Annotated in this window: 18 protein-coding genes; 3 read left to right on the top strand and 15 right to left on the bottom strand. The window is 43.8% G+C overall.

All coding sequences use genetic code 11. The features are described 5' to 3' along the window. Window positions 1-5: 5 nt before the first annotated feature. From MHI53_RS07785 to MHI53_RS07755, 7 genes are all read right to left on the bottom strand, one after another. The gene (locus tag MHI53_RS07785; protein WP_061143460.1) at window positions 6-2,165 is read right to left on the bottom strand and encodes a penicillin-binding protein; all 2,160 of its coding nucleotides are present in this window, start codon (window positions 2,163-2,165) and stop codon (window positions 6-8) included. A gap of 2 nt (window positions 2,166-2,167) precedes the next feature. Then, complete coding sequence (gene ftsL, locus MHI53_RS07780) at window positions 2,168-2,521, bottom strand: cell division protein FtsL (protein WP_061143461.1); 354 nt, start codon at window positions 2,519-2,521, stop codon at window positions 2,168-2,170. 25 nt (window positions 2,522-2,546) lie between these two features. Next, window positions 2,547-3,485 carry a 16S rRNA (cytosine(1402)-N(4))-methyltransferase RsmH gene (gene rsmH, locus MHI53_RS07775; protein ID WP_340373157.1) on the bottom strand — a complete coding sequence of 313 codons (939 nt, stop codon included), beginning with the start codon at window positions 3,483-3,485 and terminating at the stop codon, window positions 2,547-2,549. A gap of 52 nt (window positions 3,486-3,537) precedes the next feature. Beyond that, the gene (gene mraZ / locus MHI53_RS07770; protein WP_053345229.1) at window positions 3,538-3,969 is read right to left on the bottom strand and encodes a division/cell wall cluster transcriptional repressor MraZ; all 432 of its coding nucleotides are present in this window, start codon (window positions 3,967-3,969) and stop codon (window positions 3,538-3,540) included. An 869-nt stretch (window positions 3,970-4,838) separates the two neighbouring features. Then, window positions 4,839-6,467, bottom strand: a complete 1,629-nt coding sequence (gene bshC, locus MHI53_RS07765; RefSeq protein ID WP_340373156.1) for a bacillithiol biosynthesis cysteine-adding enzyme BshC — start codon at window positions 6,465-6,467, stop codon at window positions 4,839-4,841. A 109-nt stretch (window positions 6,468-6,576) separates the two neighbouring features. Further along, window positions 6,577-6,969, bottom strand: coding sequence for a DUF3397 domain-containing protein (locus MHI53_RS07760; protein ID WP_061144060.1), 393 nt, complete (start codon window positions 6,967-6,969; stop codon window positions 6,577-6,579). Window positions 6,970-6,973: 4 nt separating this feature from the next. Beyond that, entirely contained in the window at window positions 6,974-7,858 is an 885-nt protein-coding gene (locus MHI53_RS07755) for a 2-dehydropantoate 2-reductase (RefSeq protein ID WP_340373155.1), read from the bottom strand. A 463-nt stretch (window positions 7,859-8,321) separates the two neighbouring features. Here MHI53_RS07755 and MHI53_RS07750 point away from each other — a divergent pair, with 463 nt between their 5' ends. After that, the gene (locus MHI53_RS07750) at window positions 8,322-8,810 is read left to right on the top strand and encodes an N-acetyltransferase (protein WP_061144062.1); all 489 of its coding nucleotides are present in this window, start codon (window positions 8,322-8,324) and stop codon (window positions 8,808-8,810) included. 33 nt (window positions 8,811-8,843) lie between these two features. Here MHI53_RS07750 and MHI53_RS07745 read toward each other — a convergent pair whose 3' ends face one another. The 4 genes from MHI53_RS07745 to MHI53_RS07730 all read right to left on the bottom strand — a co-directional run bounded on the left by MHI53_RS07745 (window position 8,844) and on the right by MHI53_RS07730 (window position 11,213). After that, window positions 8,844-9,464 carry an RsfA family transcriptional regulator gene (locus MHI53_RS07745; RefSeq protein WP_061144063.1) on the bottom strand — a complete coding sequence of 207 codons (621 nt, stop codon included), beginning with the start codon at window positions 9,462-9,464 and terminating at the stop codon, window positions 8,844-8,846. Window positions 9,465-9,544: 80 nt separating this feature from the next. Then, the gene (locus MHI53_RS07740; protein WP_061144064.1) at window positions 9,545-10,303 is read right to left on the bottom strand and encodes an enoyl-CoA hydratase/isomerase family protein; all 759 of its coding nucleotides are present in this window, start codon (window positions 10,301-10,303) and stop codon (window positions 9,545-9,547) included. Between the two features lie 149 nt (window positions 10,304-10,452). Next, window positions 10,453-10,626: a 50S ribosomal protein L32 gene (rpmF, locus tag MHI53_RS07735; protein ID WP_034313929.1), complete on the bottom strand. Its 174-nt coding sequence runs from the start codon at window positions 10,624-10,626 to the stop codon at window positions 10,453-10,455. A gap of 65 nt (window positions 10,627-10,691) precedes the next feature. Beyond that, complete coding sequence (locus MHI53_RS07730; protein WP_048684570.1) at window positions 10,692-11,213, bottom strand: DUF177 domain-containing protein; 522 nt, start codon at window positions 11,211-11,213, stop codon at window positions 10,692-10,694. A gap of 218 nt (window positions 11,214-11,431) precedes the next feature. On the opposite strand from MHI53_RS07730, the gene MHI53_RS07725 reads away from it, so the two are divergent. Then, the gene (locus MHI53_RS07725; protein WP_061144065.1) at window positions 11,432-12,643 is read left to right on the top strand and encodes a nucleotidyltransferase; all 1,212 of its coding nucleotides are present in this window, start codon (window positions 11,432-11,434) and stop codon (window positions 12,641-12,643) included. 79 nt (window positions 12,644-12,722) lie between these two features. Here MHI53_RS07725 and MHI53_RS07720 read toward each other — a convergent pair whose 3' ends face one another. Together MHI53_RS07720 and MHI53_RS07715 are read right to left on the bottom strand one after the other, a co-directional pair. Next, window positions 12,723-13,742, bottom strand: coding sequence for a SepM family pheromone-processing serine protease (locus MHI53_RS07720; RefSeq protein ID WP_340373154.1), 1,020 nt, complete (start codon window positions 13,740-13,742; stop codon window positions 12,723-12,725). Then, window positions 13,732-14,529: a patatin-like phospholipase family protein gene (locus tag MHI53_RS07715; protein ID WP_061144067.1), complete on the bottom strand. Its 798-nt coding sequence runs from the start codon at window positions 14,527-14,529 to the stop codon at window positions 13,732-13,734. Before MHI53_RS07715 ends, MHI53_RS07720 begins: the two co-directional genes overlap by 11 nt. 297 nt (window positions 14,530-14,826) lie before the next feature. Here MHI53_RS07715 and ylbJ point away from each other — a divergent pair, with 297 nt between their 5' ends. Continuing rightward, window positions 14,827-16,044 (top strand): sporulation integral membrane protein YlbJ, encoded by a 1,218-nt coding sequence (ylbJ, locus tag MHI53_RS07710; RefSeq protein WP_061144068.1) that lies wholly within the window; start codon window positions 14,827-14,829, stop codon window positions 16,042-16,044. Window positions 16,045-16,092: 48 nt separating this feature from the next. Here ylbJ and coaD read toward each other — a convergent pair whose 3' ends face one another. After that, window positions 16,093-16,578, bottom strand: coding sequence for a pantetheine-phosphate adenylyltransferase (gene coaD / locus MHI53_RS07705; RefSeq protein WP_061144069.1), 486 nt, complete (start codon window positions 16,576-16,578; stop codon window positions 16,093-16,095). Beyond that, window positions 16,579-17,154 (bottom strand): 16S rRNA (guanine(966)-N(2))-methyltransferase RsmD, encoded by a 576-nt coding sequence (rsmD, locus tag MHI53_RS07700; protein WP_061144070.1) that lies wholly within the window; start codon window positions 17,152-17,154, stop codon window positions 16,579-16,581. Window positions 17,155-17,241 lie beyond the last annotated feature (87 nt).

Genomic DNA, 17,241 nt, shown 5'->3' with positions numbered 1-17,241 from the left:
ATTGCTCATTCGGTTTTTTTATCTTTCGGGATATCTTCAGTAGCCCCTTCTGGCTGGGATAATTCAATATGGAAGGAATCCCCTTCCTTCACCTTTTTCCCTGCCTGGAGATTCTGTTTACTCACATATCCCGTTCCTGTCGTTTTGAGGTCCAGTTTGGCGACATTAGCGAATTTCATGACGTCCCGCAAGGACCACCCTGTCATATCCGGAACTTTCATTTCACCTTCCGTTCTCAAGATGATTTTTTCGCCCTGCAGAAGCGTGCTCCCAGCCTTCGGGGATTGATCGAGCACTTTACGCCCGCTCCCTATAGTGCTTACATCATAACCAAGTTCCTTCAGCTCCTTGGCGGCGGAGCTTTCAGGTTGGTTGGTATAGTCGGCGATGTCAATCGCTTTTTGTTTTTTCACATCAGATGGCTTGATGTTTAAATATTGCAGGCTATTCTGCATGACCGGATTGAAAATCTCTGACAATGGGTCTGCTCCGACATAAGAAGCACCCAGCTTGGGCTGCTTCACTGCCACGTACATGACCAATTGCGGATCATCTTTTGGAGCCATCCCTAAAAAGGAGAATACGTAATTATTTTTCCCTTCCAGATATCTTCCAGTCGGACCGGCAATTTGTGCAGTACCCGTTTTTCCTGCGACTTCATATCCGTCGATGGCATATTTGCTTCCTGTCCCCTTTTTCGCAGAAATGACCGTTTCCAAATAGTCACGCACCTGCTTGGCAGTCTCTGCTGAAATCGGGTTCCCTGTCACTTTCGGCTTTGTCGTTTTCAAAACCTTGCCTGTATCCTGATCGGAAATGCTTTTGATCACATAAGGCTGCATCATCTTTCCGTCATTGGCTATGGCGGAAGCAGCCTGGATCTGTTGGATCGGGGTGACGGTCGAACCTTGCCCGAAGGCAGTGGTCACTTTTTCAAGCTTGTACTTATATTGAATTTTACCGGTTATTTCATTCGGCAAATCGATTCCCGTTTTGTTGTCGAACCCGAATTTCGTCAAATACTCCCTGAAAGTATCCGCACCGATCTTATCCATGGCAAGTGTTGCGAAAGCGACGTTGGAAGAACGTTGGACCCCTTCAAGAAACGTCATGCTTTTCCCTCTTTCGATTCCACTATGATCATGAATTTCCCCTGAACCGGCCTTATAGGTTCCCGCTACAAAACTATCGTTCGGTTTGAAGACTCCTTCCTCAACAGCCGCCGCAAGCGTGAAGGTTTTCATCGTTGATCCCGGCTCGAAGGTTTCTTCAATGGCAAGGTTGCGCCATGTATCCGTAAGCCCGACTTTCGTTGTCGGATGGAAGGTGGGCCTTTGTCCCATCGCCACAATCTCTCCCGTTTTAGGATTGGATACGATCGCTATGATTTGCTCGGGATCATATTTTGCCTGCACTTTGCTCAATGAATCTTCCAAGAAGGTTTGGATTTTCTTGTCGATGGTCAGCATGACATCATTGCCATTATCCGGGGCAACCACTTTCTCCTTCGCATCCGGTAATAGCAATCCCCATGAGTCACTGTCATACGTCAGCTTCCCGTTCGTTTCCTTCAATTCTTTGTTGAGATACCTCTCAATGCCGAACTTACCGGCCATCTCGCCCGTTTTCTCATCCTTTTCCACATACCCTATCAAATGGGATGCGAAAATTCCATTCGGGTAAAAACGTTTATTCGTCCTTCCGAATGTAATGCCCGGCAGCTCCATTTTTTCGATTTTCTGTTTGACGACCTGGGTCAAATCCTTGCCCGCGCTGCCAAATTCGACTTGATAAGCCTTTTTATTACTGGTAAGACGCTCATAAATTTCCTGCTCATCCATGTCAATATATTTAGCAAGCTTGCTCGCGGTCATTTCCGGATCCTCGACGTGCTTAGGTTCCTTGTCACTGAGAACAGCTCTTAAGATATAAGATGAAGTATCCTCGGCGATGACTTCCCCCTTTGTATCGAGGATGCTGCCCCTTTTTGCCTCTATCACCTGTTTTTTCTCGTATTTCTTTTCGATTTTCGAAGCAAGCACTTCCCCGCCTGCTGTTCCTGTCACCTGAATATATAAAAAGCGGCAAATTAAAACAAAAAAGAGCAGGCCGAATAAGAAGAATAATCCGGCTGCCCCATGCTTCATATTTTTTTGTTTCTGCATTATTACTGCACACCCTTCACATTATTCTTATTTAACTTGAACCCAAGCGCTGCAGCTTTTTTCCAAATTCTCTCGTATGTACTAAGTTCGGCAACTTGCACTTTCAAATCATCATTCACTTTGCCCTGTTCGTCAATTTTCGACTCAACAAGCTGGATCTCTTTATTCGTTTCATAAATGGCCGCTTGATTGGAAACGATCTTCACTCCCATAAAAGCAACCATAATAGCAAGGGCACATAGTAAGAAAACTTCACCAATGGATATCTTCGCCTTACGGATGACCACTGTTTGTGTCTGTTGCTGATGTTGGTCTTCATATTGCTGTTCTTGCATTTTTTTGGCTATGGAACTCATTCCTGTTCCCCCTTACTGATTTTTTCTATATTTTTTGCTTTTCAGCAATTCTTAGCTTAGCCGAACGTGAACGGTTATTCCCTTCCAATTCATCTTCCGAAGGTAATATCGGTTTTCTCGTTATGATTTTTAGGGTTGGTTTGAATTCATCCGGTATGACAGGGAGTCCAGGCGGAAGGTCCGGCATGCTGCTCGCTTTCTTAAATACCGTTTTGCAAATCCTATCCTCAAGTGAATGGAATGTGATAACCGAAATCCTGCCTTCCATATCCAAAAGCGAAATCGCTTGCTCCAGGGAATCCTCGAAGACGCCAAGCTCATCGTTCACGGCGATCCTGATTGCTTGAAATACCCGTTTTGCAGGATGTCCGCCTTTACGTCTTGCAGGTGCTGGGATCCCTTCTTTAATCAGCTCCACAAGCTCGAATGTCGTTTCAATCGGTTTTATCTCGCGTGCCGCTTCTATTTTCCTGGCGATTTGCTTGGAAAACTTTTCTTCTCCGTATTGAAAGAAAATCCTCATCAAATCATGGAATGACCAAGAATTCACGACATCATAAGCAGAAATGGCCGCACTTTGGTCCATCCTCATATCCAAAGGAGCATCATGGTTATAACTGAAACCCCGTTCCGGTGTATCCAATTGAGGCGATGACACTCCTAAATCGTATAGGATCCCATCGACTTTCTCGATTCCCCTGGCATTCAACTCTTCTTTCAAGTATTTAAAATTATTAGGAACAAGCACGATGCGTTCACCATAGCTTTCCAGTTTTTCCTTAGCATTCCGAATCGCCGTTTCATCCTGATCAAAAGCATAAAGCCTGCCCTTGTCAGAGAGCTGTGAAAGCAAGTATTCGCTGTGACCGGCTCCTCCTAGTGTACAATCTACGTAAACTCCATCAGGTTTGATGTTCAATCCATCAACCGTCTCTTTTAATAACACTGTCGTATGTTGAAACATGCTAGACATCCTTCCAATCGGTTATTGAGTGACTCTATTTCTGAGGGCAGCCTTAAATATCAAAGCCAATCATATTTTCTGCTATCTCAGCGAAAGAATCCTCCGAAGCTGAAAAATAGTTTTCCCAAAGGGATTTGCTCCAAATCTCAATACGATTGGTAACACCAAGAATTACACATTCTTTTTCCAATTGGCCATATGAAGTAAGCGGCGTGGGGATATTAATTCGCCCTTGTTTGTCAATTTCACATTCTGTCGCTGCAGAAAAGAAAAAACGGGTAAAGGCCCGGGCATCTTTTTTTGTTAAAGGCAAGGCTTTCAGCTTTTCTTCAAGCAGCTTCCACTCTTCCATAGGGTAACCAAATAAACATTGATCGAGTCCGCGGGTCAATACAAATTGCTCCCCGAGATTGTCCCGGAATTTCACTGGGACTATCAAACGGCCCTTAATATCGATGTTATGATGGTACTCTCCCATGAACATACCCATTACCCCCACATTCTAATCTCAATGTACCACAATCCCCCACCTTTCTCCACTTGTTTTTACTTTCTCCTTCCAAGTAATAATTCCCTTCTTTTCAATGCCTTTTTTATTTAGCCAATTTTTTCAAAGAACCGTGCATTTCCCTCGAATGGACTCAAACTAGGACGCAGTCCCGCTATTCCTGTCGAAGCAATGCCTGACAGGTGTCCAGGAAACAGAAAAAGACAGGCTTTAGCACCTGTCTTTCATCCTGTGGACAAACTCGATGAATACCTGCGAAGTTTACGTGTGCAACATTCGAAGGATTTTAATGAAAGGCACTCGTTTTCAACGGTCGGTCCGGGTGCCTGGGGGGGCATCACGTAACCTTTGCAACAGGAGTCTCGCACCTTCCGTCCCAAACCACTTTGTTGCACTTTTACCCTTTCATTCTAAGCGACCGCAGACCATAACGTTTTTGTATCGGCCAACTTACAAGTTATTGAACACTATTTTCAACAAAGAAATCCCACCTCCTTACCCTATGCACACCCCCGAATAAAAGAAGGTTTCTTTCGCAAGAAGAGCAAGTGTGTTGGACCACTTCATGCGGGTCCGAGGCTCCCATTCCGCTTCCAAAACTGTAAGGACCAATTACATGAAAGCACCTGAAAAATGGCTGACCGTAAGTGGTTTAGCAGAGCCAATCTCTGAACATAAAAGGGGGTTCGGAATTTTCCAATCCGAACCCCCTTAAACTACAAACCTAGACAGGCTATAGCATTCATCCTTTTTTCCATTTATTAACCTTCGACAGGGGTTGGCATTCAGCAACGCTATGCAGCATGAAATTTAATCCGCCACCATTCCCAAAACGGCTCGTTTTTCTAAATGAAAATCAGTTTGTGCTGATTATTGAATTGGTAATCCAGCTTCATGATATCGCTAATGAATTCCGTTCCATATTGATTCAGGTAATAAAAAGCATTCCAGATCCGCTCTTGAGGCGATTCCAGCGGAAAAAGCGAATGGGCGATCCGTTCATATTTTTTCAATGTAACCGCATGACGTTCCTTTGTTCGGTCACCGATTTTCCCATATATGAAATCCAATTGCTTTTGGATGAATTCCATATTTTTGTTCAGCATCGGCTCAATCCCTTTATCTAAAGAAACAGCATGGTCTGAGAGTTTTTTATGATTCTCTTCAAGCTGTGATTTCAGTTTCCCGAAGAGATCAGCCGTTTTCTCATCTTCCACTGCTTCCAAGTACCGTTTTACAGCATTGGCGGTTCCTTCAGTCAAAACAGTTTCCAAAGTAAGTTCCATTTCTTCTAAATCGGTTAGGACACCCCGTTCTACAATCGTGATGTTTAACCTAGGGATGATTGGCGGCATTTTCATCGAAAACAACTCAAAGGCACGTTTTAATTCGGCCCAATAGGCAATCTCCCCCGGACCGGAAATGAAGGCCAATACCGGAAATAGCATTTCCTGCATAAGCGGACGTGTGATGACATTGTTGCTTAGCCGTTCAGGATGATTCTGGGCTATCATCAGCAGTTCCGCCTCCGAAAACGATGCCTCCGCGGTTTTACCGCTGAAGCCGCCCTCTACACGCTCCAGTAAACATCGATCTTTCTTTTCTGGATCATAATAAAATAAATTCGCGGCGTGTCTATCCATTTCGATCATTTTCGGATAACCTTTTGCCTGCATGAATGCTTGTTGATCCTCGACCACTTCAGCGATCCGCTCACTTTTTTGGATCATCGATACAAAGTGACCCTTCTCGATTTGCCTTAAGTCGGGATCTGCTGCATCCACGAGTAATAGACCATATTCATGGAACCACTCATGTATCAGGCGGGCAAAAAAGTCGACAAAGGTTTTCGATTCCTTAATCGTTTCTTTCATATTGATCAGGAGTTTATTCGTAAAGGCCGTTTCTCCATAGGTTTCGATGATTTCTTCGAACCACTTCTCTGCCTTTTCCGTTTCAAGCTCCACATCCGATACCATCGTTTTATAAGGCTGATAGGAAGGATACGTTTTTTTGTGCGGCTTTCCGTTTTTCATAACATACACATGATTGACCTCAGCCAAATCATGATCTTCCCCGGCTATCCAAAAAACCGGTATGACAGGGCGTCCAAGTTCTTTCTCCTGTTCTTCCGCAAGTTTTATGATCGAAATCACTTTATGGATGGTATAAAGCGGACCTGATAGCAACCCAGCCTGCTGTCCGCCGATCACGACAACGGAATCATCCCTGCGCAACCTTTCGATATTTCCTTTAACTCCCTCACTGCTCGAAAAACGGGACATGTATCGTTGTATGTAATCGGATAATTCACGACGGGAAAAAGCACGGTTCATCAATTCATTATATCTATCGCGATATATAGCCGGCTTGGACAAGTCATAATGAAAATAATCCTCCGCTTCAAGATGGTTTTGTAAATAGTCCGATGCAAAACGGTTTAAAGATGGTAACGCGAGATCTTTCATCTCCATTTCTGTTCTCCCTTTCTCTGCAACTACAATTCTTTTTAGAGTATAACATTCCGGTTTAAGAAAACAAAAGAAGTTGCCCAGCAGCAGAAAATTGATGTGGTGTTCTATTTTATGTAGTAAATATCTTTGTAATACTTGTAATTAATCCGATGGAAAATAATAGAATGTACGCAACGAAAAAGAAGGCGAAGTTCACTCTCCAAAAACCCTTTACCACCTTATGGAAGATGATTTCCTCTTTCACCTTGTAATGGACCATGACCACCACGGATGCGTTGACGATCATGATCAGCATGATCACCCAAAGGATATGCTTATCCCAAATGGCAATGATTAAATAATGGACGGATATTACGAAAAGCAGCGCACTCATGTCCATCGCGAACTGAACGGAGCGCCTATGGTTTCCCGTGAATTGTTTGGCGCCTATAAAAAAAAGTATATACCCTACAAAAGGCAATGTAATGAATATCGCGACTAGACTAGAAACAACGTTCGGCACACACTCATCCCCCCTGAGTCTCTTTCCCCTTGATCATCTTATATAGAGAAGACGCCAGGCCAAAAGTTTTCCCCTTACCCTCTGCCATGGAAAGTATATGACCCAATATAGCATCAATTTCCGTTTGGCTGCCCTTTTCCAAATCCTTGAGCATGGACGATCGATTCCCTGCAGTCGCCATGCAAACGGATTTGACATGTTCAAATGACTCTGCTTTATTCTCCAATTCCAAAATCCCGGAGATCTCATCAAAAAGTTCCTGAAACAATTGATAATAAAAAGCATTGGTGATCAAGCTGCCATTTTTCACTTGCAGGATCGCTGTTAATGGATTGATCACTGCATTGACGACAAGTTTATCGAGGAGCATCGATCGATAGTCCCCGCTCTTAATAAAAGGAAAACCATCTATCTTCTCATTCACTAACGAGAGCCGATCCAGCTCCCCTTTAAAGGAAGCGATCCTGGTAAGGCCAAGCCCGGTATGCTCCACTGTATTCGCATCATGTCTCAAGGCCCCATGCTCCACGACTCCCACATAGACGGCAGGAGATTTCAGCTTCCTTAAATGAGCAATATGCCCGTAGCCATTCTGCAAGAACAATAACGGTACATCAAGGCTATTGATCGCAGGAAGGATGTGTGGAAGGTGGTATTGTTTAACTGCCGTAATAAGGAGGTCGTGATCGGTTATCCCTTCGTCCAAGCTTTTCGACATGACGCTGTCCAGTAACCGGCTTTCACCTTCTTCGATTAGCCGGAGCCCGTCATGATTGATGATTGAGGCCTGCTGTTCTGTGCGAGTATAGAGCGTCACAAGATGTTTGCCGCTCAAACGAGATGCAAACAGCAGGCCGATCGCCCCTCCTCCAATGATTCCAATGCGCATATTACCAATCCTTACTTTTCTAGATATATTTACTATTTTAACACATAATCTTTTTTATCCTGCATCTAATTTCATACCATCCCCTTTGAAAAATTCCGCGACCCAGCGTTAGGAAGATCCGATGCGCACGACTCGAAAAACATTCCAATTAAAAGTGCCATAAATGAGATGCCGGAGATTTATTTTCTTCTTTAAACATTGAATTAATGGTATATTAGATACGAAAAGCTTAGCCAATCTTCACTCTTTAAGGGATAGAAAATACCTCCAACCTAAAAGCGGCGAGCAATCGAAGGCTAGGGGCGGAGATGGTTGGCAATGGCTATAAGCATAAGTCAGCAGGATGGGTCGATGTCATGCTAGATTTAGCCTTTTGCCGGGTTTCGGAAAGGTACCTGGCAGCGGGATGACTTTCGAAGGTCACTATCGAAGAGGTTTATCAGAATTAAGGGGGAGCTTTTTTATGGAATACAAGGTGGAACGTTTACTTGTAAATTTTAAAACGCTTGAGGAATTCAAAAAATTCAAAGAATACGGGATTCAGGAACTGTCAATGCTAGATGATTTGGAAGGTAACATCATCGAAAATGACAGCCAATCACCTTTTTATGGAATCTTTTACGGCGACAAACTTGTAGCCAGGATGAGCCTGTACAAAAGAAGCGCTAAATTTGATCAGTATTTTGACAATTCAAGGGACTTCCTTGTTCTTTGGAAACTTGAAGTCCTCCCTAACTATCAGAAAAAAGGGTATGGAAAAGCTTTGGTCGAATTCGCCAAAAGCCTGAACATGCCTATTAAAACCAATCCAAGGGTTCACTCACAAGATTTTTGGAAAAAGATGGGCTTTTCTGCCGTTTCCTATGACATGGACCGGGACCTCGGAGAAAACCCGCTGATTTGGAGCCCATTCGACAACCAAACGAAGACAGAAACAGATACAGAAGAATAACGAAATGCGGGCGGATTTTTCCACCCGCCTTTTTTATTTGTTGACTCTTTCCAAATTACCGTTCTTATCCATCTGAAAACTCACTTTCGGGTTCGTTTTTTCATCCTCTTGTACACTAAGCTTCCTGGCACGCTCCATGATTTGCATCAGTGCACGATAATCTTCCTCCACAGCATTCAAGTTTTCTCTCAACAGGGCATTCTCTTCCTGCAAACGGCAATTTTCCTGTTCAATAAGTAGGGAGTGCGCGGATATCCGTTCCTTCTCCCTATTATCAACCTGGAAGAACTCATCCATTTTGGTTAAATATAATATTACCTTCTGAAGCGTAATAGAATCTTGTACTTCCTCTTGGGACTCCTCTTGTTCAAACTTGCTATGTTCCACTGCTGCAACAGGATTCTGCTCCGCATCAGGCTCAAGGACGGCCTGTTCCTTCCTTTGTCTCTTTGCCAGCTCGATCCCCGATTTATATTGCTTCCTTACAAAAGAATTCCACCGAAACCCACAAGCCGCCGATGTTCTTGATAATTGCTTCCCCACTTCTTCAAAGGCCTTCAATTGTGTACTGCCCTCTCTTATATGCCTTAGCACCACTTCAGCCAACAGCAAATCCTCATCATGGGTCCATGCATCTTGTCTCGCAATCGACATCCCTCTACCTCCTTAGCAAGTTTTAATTCATAATATGCACATGCTAGGAAAGATAGAAGAAATATAGAGGCAGTAATTTTTTATTTTTTCATGCTTAAGAAACGGCGGACAGCAGCATGATGTGCATCACTTGCCCAAAGTTTGGCACACTCATGGATTTCAGCCTCCATTCTCCCTTTAAGGCCACTCGCCTGCCACTTATTGACCAGCACCTTTTTATAAGCCGCCAATACCCCTGTCTCATGGCGGAGTAATTTTTCCGCGAAACCTTCCCATCCTTCCTCGCCGACTATTTCATCTACGAAACCGAATCCTTGAGCCTCTTCCGCCTTATGTATGCTTGCATCCATCAATAGCTTTAACGCCTTTTGCCCTGGTATTTTTTCAAGTAAAATCGATGCGCCGCCCCAGCCCGTAGTGATCCCTAGCGTCCCTTGTACAAATCCTAGCTTGACTCCGCTTTTCGCTAAACGGAAATCACAGGCAGTCGCTATTTCGCATCCACCGCCAATAGCGCTGCCATTAATATAGGCCAGGGTCGGTTTTGGAAAAACTGCTAGTGTATACAGAATCTCACCCATTCGCGATAACATCGTAAAGGCCTCTTCTTCGGTATATAAATCTTGAAACTCACTCAAATCCCCGCCTGAGCAGAAGGCCTTGGTACCCGCCCCTGTTAGGACAAGCATTTTAACCTCGTCATCGCGGGCCGCTTCCGCCAATATCGATTCGAGTTCGTCCATAAGTTGATAATTAACGGCATTCCTTTTCTCCGGTCTATTAAATATGACCTTCATGAAACCGCGCAAGTCCTTTTCAACCTTAATCACCCGATTCACGTAAGCACCTCCGCCATATTCTTCATTTAAGTTGTTGCGTTTCCCGAATATTCCGCCAAATGAACTTATAAAAAAAGCCCAGAGAAAATCTCTGCGCTTTGATTAGCGTGTTGCATCAAGAAAGCAAAGCTTTCAAGTAGAAAAAGAAATTATTTTGCGACAACTTCTTTTCCTTTGTATGTTCCACATTCTTTACAAACGTGATGTGAAAGAGTCATTCCACCACAGCTTGGGCATTCTACCATACCAGGTACTTGAAGCTTGAAGTGTGTACGACGTTTTCTTTTTACAGTTTTCGACGTTCTTCTAAAAGGTACAGCCATTATTCCCACCTCCTTAAAAAATATAAAAAAGCTGGAAAAATCGGATTAACGATTTTCCGTTCCAATCAAGATTCTTTATTGTTGTCAAAAAAGTCGGCAAGCTTTGCAAATCGCGGATCAACCTTATGCTCATTTTCCTCTTCAGAAATAACGGCCCAGTCTTTACCGGATTGAGGAGCAGCTTCATTGGAATCGACATCCTCACAAAAAACCTGCATCGGAATTTCTAGCAATAAATTTTCTTTAATTACCGGTATAAGGTCTACAACATCGCCTTCTACAACAGTGACATCATCTCCGTAGAAATCAGTGCCATCTGCCTTTAATAGAAAGGTTTCCTTTGTATCAATATCAATCGGATATTTAACGTCTACCAGTGTACGGGAGCAAGGTAATGTCAATTCACCTGAAAGATGCAAGTGAAAAGTAATCTCGGTCGAGCTGATATCAGCTCTTCCTGCTACTCTGATCGGAGAAACATCGCGAATTTGCGGGTCTCTTTCTCTAATGTCTAAGACATCCACCAGTTCATCAAACCGTAAATCTTTGTCCCGAATTTTTTGAAGTTGACTAATCGTCCATTTCAAATGAAATCACCTCAAGGCAACAAAAATAATTATAGCTTTCAATTATAAGTTTGTCAATATTTTTTCTTTACACTATAATGTAGTCATCCTAACTGATTATCGAAAGTTTGAGATTCTTTTCGAACAAGAAATCACGATGAAACATTATAGAATTTAACTTGAAATACTATTTTAGCACTAAGTTGAAAAAATACAAAGTTTTTCTCTGAGGTGAACGAATGAAGGCTTGCGGTTTAGTAGTCGAATATAACCCTTTTCACAATGGACATGTTTTACATGCAAGAAAAAGCAGGGAAGAAAGCGGGGCAGATATCGTGGTGGCAGTGATGAGCGGCCCCTTTTTACAGCGGGGAGAGCCTGCTTTAGTCAGCAAATGGACCCGTGCCGCCATGGCCCTGCAAGGAGGCATCGATCTGGTCCTCGAGCTTCCTTACGCTTTTGCAACGCAGAAGGCGGAGATCTTCGCAAGAGGCTCCATCTCCCTTTTGGAGTATCTTGGCTGCGACTCTTTTTGTTTCGGGAGCGAAGATGGCAGGATTGAACCTTTCATCACCGCGCATAAAGTCATGTCGGATCGATCGGTTCCTTTCGATGCCGCCGTCAAACTGGCCATGGATGCCGGAAACAGCTATCCAGCAAGTGCGGCCAAAGCTTATCAAACGATCGTCAAGGACGAGGGGGCCTTGGATTTGACGAAGCCCAATAATATTCTTGGAAAGGAATATGTAAGTGCTGCCCTTACTAACGGTTTTTCAATCCGCCCCTATACGATCCGACGAGTTGCTGCCGGATACCATGATACTGATTTGTCCAATGATTCCATTGCCAGCGCGACAGGGATACGCAAAGCCATCCAGGAAGAAGGGGGCAAAGGCTTGGATTCCGTTTCAAACTATGTTCCCCGACCGACAAGAACAGGTCTTGAGCATTACCTATCGAGCTACCGCGCCTTGCATGATTGGGAAATGTATTGGCCTTTGTTGAAATATCGGATCCTCTCTTCTTCTTTAAGCGAATTGGCAGAGGTTTATGAAATCGAGGAAGGGATAGAGCATCGGATCAAACAGATGGCTCAAACTGCCGCTACCTTTTCACAGTTCATGACGGGGCTGAAAACAAAACGCTACACATGGACACGGCTCCAACGTATGTGTGTCCATATATTGACCCATACTTCAAAGGAGGATATGGCACATACTCACCTCCCAACCTATTTCAGGCTCCTTGGCATGAATGGCAAGGGACGGGAATATTTGCACAACGTCAAGAAGGACTTGCCGCTACCGCTCATATCCAAATTGTCTGCCTATCAAAAGCAGGATATCGAAATGGATGTCCGGGCAGCGCAGGTATACGCACTTGGCTTATCCGGTCCGTCTCAAGCTGCCCTGATGAAACGGGAATACGAAGCTCCCCTCATCCTTACATGAAGAACGATTCCGGCATGGCCCATTAAAAGGGATTTCCTGAACAAAAAAGCGCAAACAGTTAACCTGCCTGCGCTTTTTTTCATTTTTCCTTTAACTTGTTTAAATAGGCTAAAGCATCATCAAAGTTATCGACCGGGACAATTTTCATCTCCGTACCAATATCCTTCGCTGCTATAAGTGCATCTTCATAATTCGAGCCGTCTGCTTCGTTTTCGTTTGGGGCAAAGAAAATTTCCGCTCCAGACTTATCGGCAGCCACTATTTTTTGCTGGATTCCGCCAATCGGGCCGACTGTCCCATCATCCGACATCGTTCCTGTACCGGCTATATCGTAACCTTTCGTAAGATCTCCTTCCGTCAATTGATTATAAATTTCCAAGGAAAACATCAATCCTGCGGAAGGACCGCCTATTTGTTCAGAATCGATGGCGATCGCCGGCTTTGTTGTCACTTTTCGGTTGTCATCGAGTGAAATGCCTATGCCAACCCTGTTCGGATCATCTTTAAAAGGCTCCAAGGATAATACGGCTTTTTTCTCCGTCTCTTCCCGCTTATACACCAATTCTACCTTATCACCGGCTTTCTTTCCGTTAATGTAGCCCATGAATTCTTGCGCAGATTTGAATTTAAGGTTATCGACCTGAATGATTTGGTCGCCCGCTTTCAGTTCCTTGGCAGCCGGCATTCCCTTAAGCACGTCCAAAACATACACACCTAAATACTGATAATCTACTTCTTTCCCAGCTTTTTCATATGCTATCTGAATGGCATTATTTTTAGAACCATCCATTAAGTGCAATTGCCTAATGTTATATTCTTCATCCGTTTCATCTGCGCTCCTGATCGAGGTTTCCGGATAAAGCTCCTGATATTTGCTCCATTTCGCCAGCAAATAGGAATAAATATTCGCCCTGCCCATCCTTACCGTAGTCAACATAAAGCTCCCTTTCGCTTCATCCCCGCCTGAAACCTCTATAATAGGCTCCAATTCCTTAGCCATTCCTGGTTTGGATACATAAAAAGGTAAAGAATAAAGTGCTGATGCTATGAGAAGTATAGCAACCACCAGGAAAGTGCGTACATACATTTTACGGTTCATCTTCAAAGGACTCCTTCCAAGTAACAATGCTTTGTTTAATTTGATCGATCTTTCCTCTTGCTGCTTCTTCTCCAATACTAATTATTTCCTGTACGTTTGTAAATGATTTAGAACTGTATTTCTCGACCCTTGGACGTATCATGATATCTGAAGCAAATTCCCTGCTTTTAACAAGCTCCATCTGCAGGATATCCAAGCTTTGCATGATTACATCGTAGATGGAGTTTATCTCCATGTCCTGTTTCACATGGGCGACATCCACTCCGATTATGATGTCGGCCCCCATCTCCTTCACGACAGAAACAGGAACCCTGTCAACGACCCCGCCATCGACAAGCAGCCTCTTGCCAATTCTTTCGGGAATGAATATTCCGGGAATCGAAATGCTCGCCCTGACTGCAGGGGCGATGGGACCTTCTTGAAAAATGACCTTATCTCCCGTTTTTATATCAGTAGCGACAACAGCCACAGGAATATCGAGTTCTTCAAAATTCTTTCCATATGTAAATACCCTGATCAGATCCTTTGTTCGTTTCCCAGAAATGAAGCCCATTTTAGGAATCGTGAAATCCAAATAGTACTTTCGTTTGAATGCACGAGACAGCTTATATAGGCGTTCGATGTCCGAACCTGCTCCATAAAAGGCCGCCACCATTGCCCCCATGCTGCTCCCGGCAATCATATCGATTGGAATTCCTTCTTGCTCCAATACCTTTATCACTCCAATATGTGCAAACCCCCTCGCTCCTCCCGATCCAAGAGCTAGCCCGACCTTTGGTTCCGACAAAGATATCCCCCCTGTTGAAAAATATTGAAAATACAACTCATTCAAAGTTATGGTCTTAAACGGATTTATAGAAGCATATTATTTATATTGACAGTGAAACAAGCTTGGCGGAGAATGCATGTCCCGTGTGGTTTAATGTGGTCATTGAATTTACAATGTACGATGTTGCCCATGTAGCCATGTGCATGCAGATCACATGGCATCCTGCACTTTTCTTTTCTAGAAAAGAAAGTTCATATTTTATTATATACAAAATGGACTGCCCCTATTTAGTAACCTTCAAAAGGAGGCTGAATTTTGCTTAAATCAAAATCGAAAACAATACTGTTGGCCGCCTTCGTCACGATGCTGGCCGTCGGCTTGATCACCTTCCCCCAAGAATCCTTTGAAGCTTCCACAGGCGGGCTGAATATGTGGTGGAAAATCGTTTTCCCTTCCCTTTTACCATTTTTGATTTTATCGGAGCTATTGATCAGTTTTGGAGTAGTGAAGTTTATCGGTGTCATGCTCGAACCATTCATGCGGCCCTTATTCCGTGTACCCGGAGTGGGCGGGTTCGTCTGGGCCATGGGACTTGCATCAGGGTTCCCTGCTGGTGCAAAATTCACGGTAAGGCTTCGCCAGGAGGAACAATTGACCCGCATTGAAGCTGAAAGACTCGTTTGTTTCACTAATTCATCCAATCCTTTGTTTTTGTTCGTTGCCGTTGCCGTAGGCTTTTTCCACAATCCTCATTTGGGGATCATCCTTGCACTCTCCCACTACCTGGGGAATTTTTGTGTAGGCATCATCATGCGTTTTTACCGGCGGAAAGAGGAAAAATCCCATCCGAAATCCATGACCAAGCTCCCCTCCATTAGACAAGCCTTTAGCGAGATGCACCGGACACGAATTAAGGAAACAAGACCCTTTGGCAGTTTGCTCGGAGACGCCGTACTCTCATCGATTCAAACCTTATTAATGATCGGAGGTTTCATCATTCTCTTTTCGGTAGTCAACAAGCTTCTGTTTCACATGAATATTACCGTACTGCTCGCAACATGGGTCGGAGGGGTATTACATATTGTTCATTTTCCGGATTCCTTAAGCCTCCCGTTCATTTCAGGAATGTTTGAAATGACGCTCGGTTCAAAGTTGACCAGCGCCGTCGGAAATGCGAGTCTTTTCCAACAGACAGTTATGACAAGCTTCATCCTAGCTTTCAACGGGTTCAGCATACAGGCACAGGTTGCCAGCATCATAGCATCGACCGACATTCGTTTCTTGCCGTTTTTCCTTGCCAGAGTAGCACATGGTTTTTTGGCATCGATGATCACCGTCTTGCTTTGGGTACCATTCTATAGAGGCAATATGGATAGCGGCAGCCCGGTGCATGCCTTCCCAGTCAGCAATACAGGGGAACAGGCAAGCTCCCTATATCAATATATGATTGATTTCGGTCCGATCCTTACCCTGCTTTTTCTCGTCCTTTATATCATCATTTTCACGAAAAGGTTATTCAAAGGACTATCATAAACAGAAAAAAGAGCATTGCGCGGCTGGCAATGCTCTTTTTTTCTGTTTTTACTGTTGTGCGTACTTTTTGGCAAGGGCTTCCTGGACAACAGGCGGAACTAGTTCGGAGATATCTCCTCCATATTTCGCGACCTCTTTCACGATACTTGAACTCAAGAAAGAATATTGATTTTTAGTCATGATAAAGAATGACTCAATTTTATTGTTAAGGAAGCGGTTCATGGAAGTTCCCTGCATTTCGTATTCAAAGTCGGAAGTCGCCCGTAATCCCCTGATAATGGCGTTGGCGGAAACGCTTTCAGCATAGTCGACCGTCAATCCTTGATAGAAATCCACTTTAACATTAGGCATATGTTTCGTAGCTTCCGTAATCAATTCCAGCCTTTCTTCCACTGAAAAAAGGGAATTCTTCGCTGAATTATTCACGATGACGACATATACCTCATCGAAAACATTGGCTCCCCTTTGAATGATATCAAGATGACCGAATGTTATTGGATCAAAACTCCCTGGACAAATCGCTATTTTGGACATTCATAGTTCCCCCTGTTCGTGTACGTTTCCCCAGTGATATATCGTAACAGCAATGACGCCATACACTTCTTTCCGCTTAACGGTAAAGCCGGCAACACTTTCCGGCAACGTAACGTCATGTCCATGTTCACAAACGATATACCCCATATCGCTCAGTAATCGGTATTTATGTATTTCTTCCAAAATTTCCACTAGCTTTTGTTTCTTATACGGCGGATCAAGAAAAATTAACTCAAACGCCATTTCCCTCTTGACCAAGGCTTTCAAAGCACGCTCTGAATCATTTTTATAAACTTCTGCACGGTCTGTAAACTTACATAGCTCCAAATTGGATTTAACCGTTTGATTTGCTTTAAAGTCGCGATCGACAAATATGGCTTTATCCATGCCCCTGCTTAACGCTTCAATTCCAAGGCCGCCGCTACCTGCAAACAAATCGAGGACTAAACCTCCTTCGAAATAAGGTCCAATCATATTAAAGATGGATTCCTTCACTTTATCCGTAGTCGGCCGGGTTCCTGTACCCGGTACAGCCTTAAGTGGTCTTCCTTTACAAATACCGGAAACGACCCTCATCATTCTCACCACATTTTATGACAAATTTCTGTTACTTTCCTATCCTAACATATTCGAAAAAGCAAGCCAATATTTAATACGATTCCT

The organism is Peribacillus sp. FSL E2-0218 (genome assembly GCF_037992945.1).
GTDB lineage: Bacteria > Bacillota > Bacilli > Bacillales > DSM-1321 > Peribacillus > Peribacillus simplex_B.
This window is presented reverse-complemented; position numbering and strand designations above follow the sequence as displayed.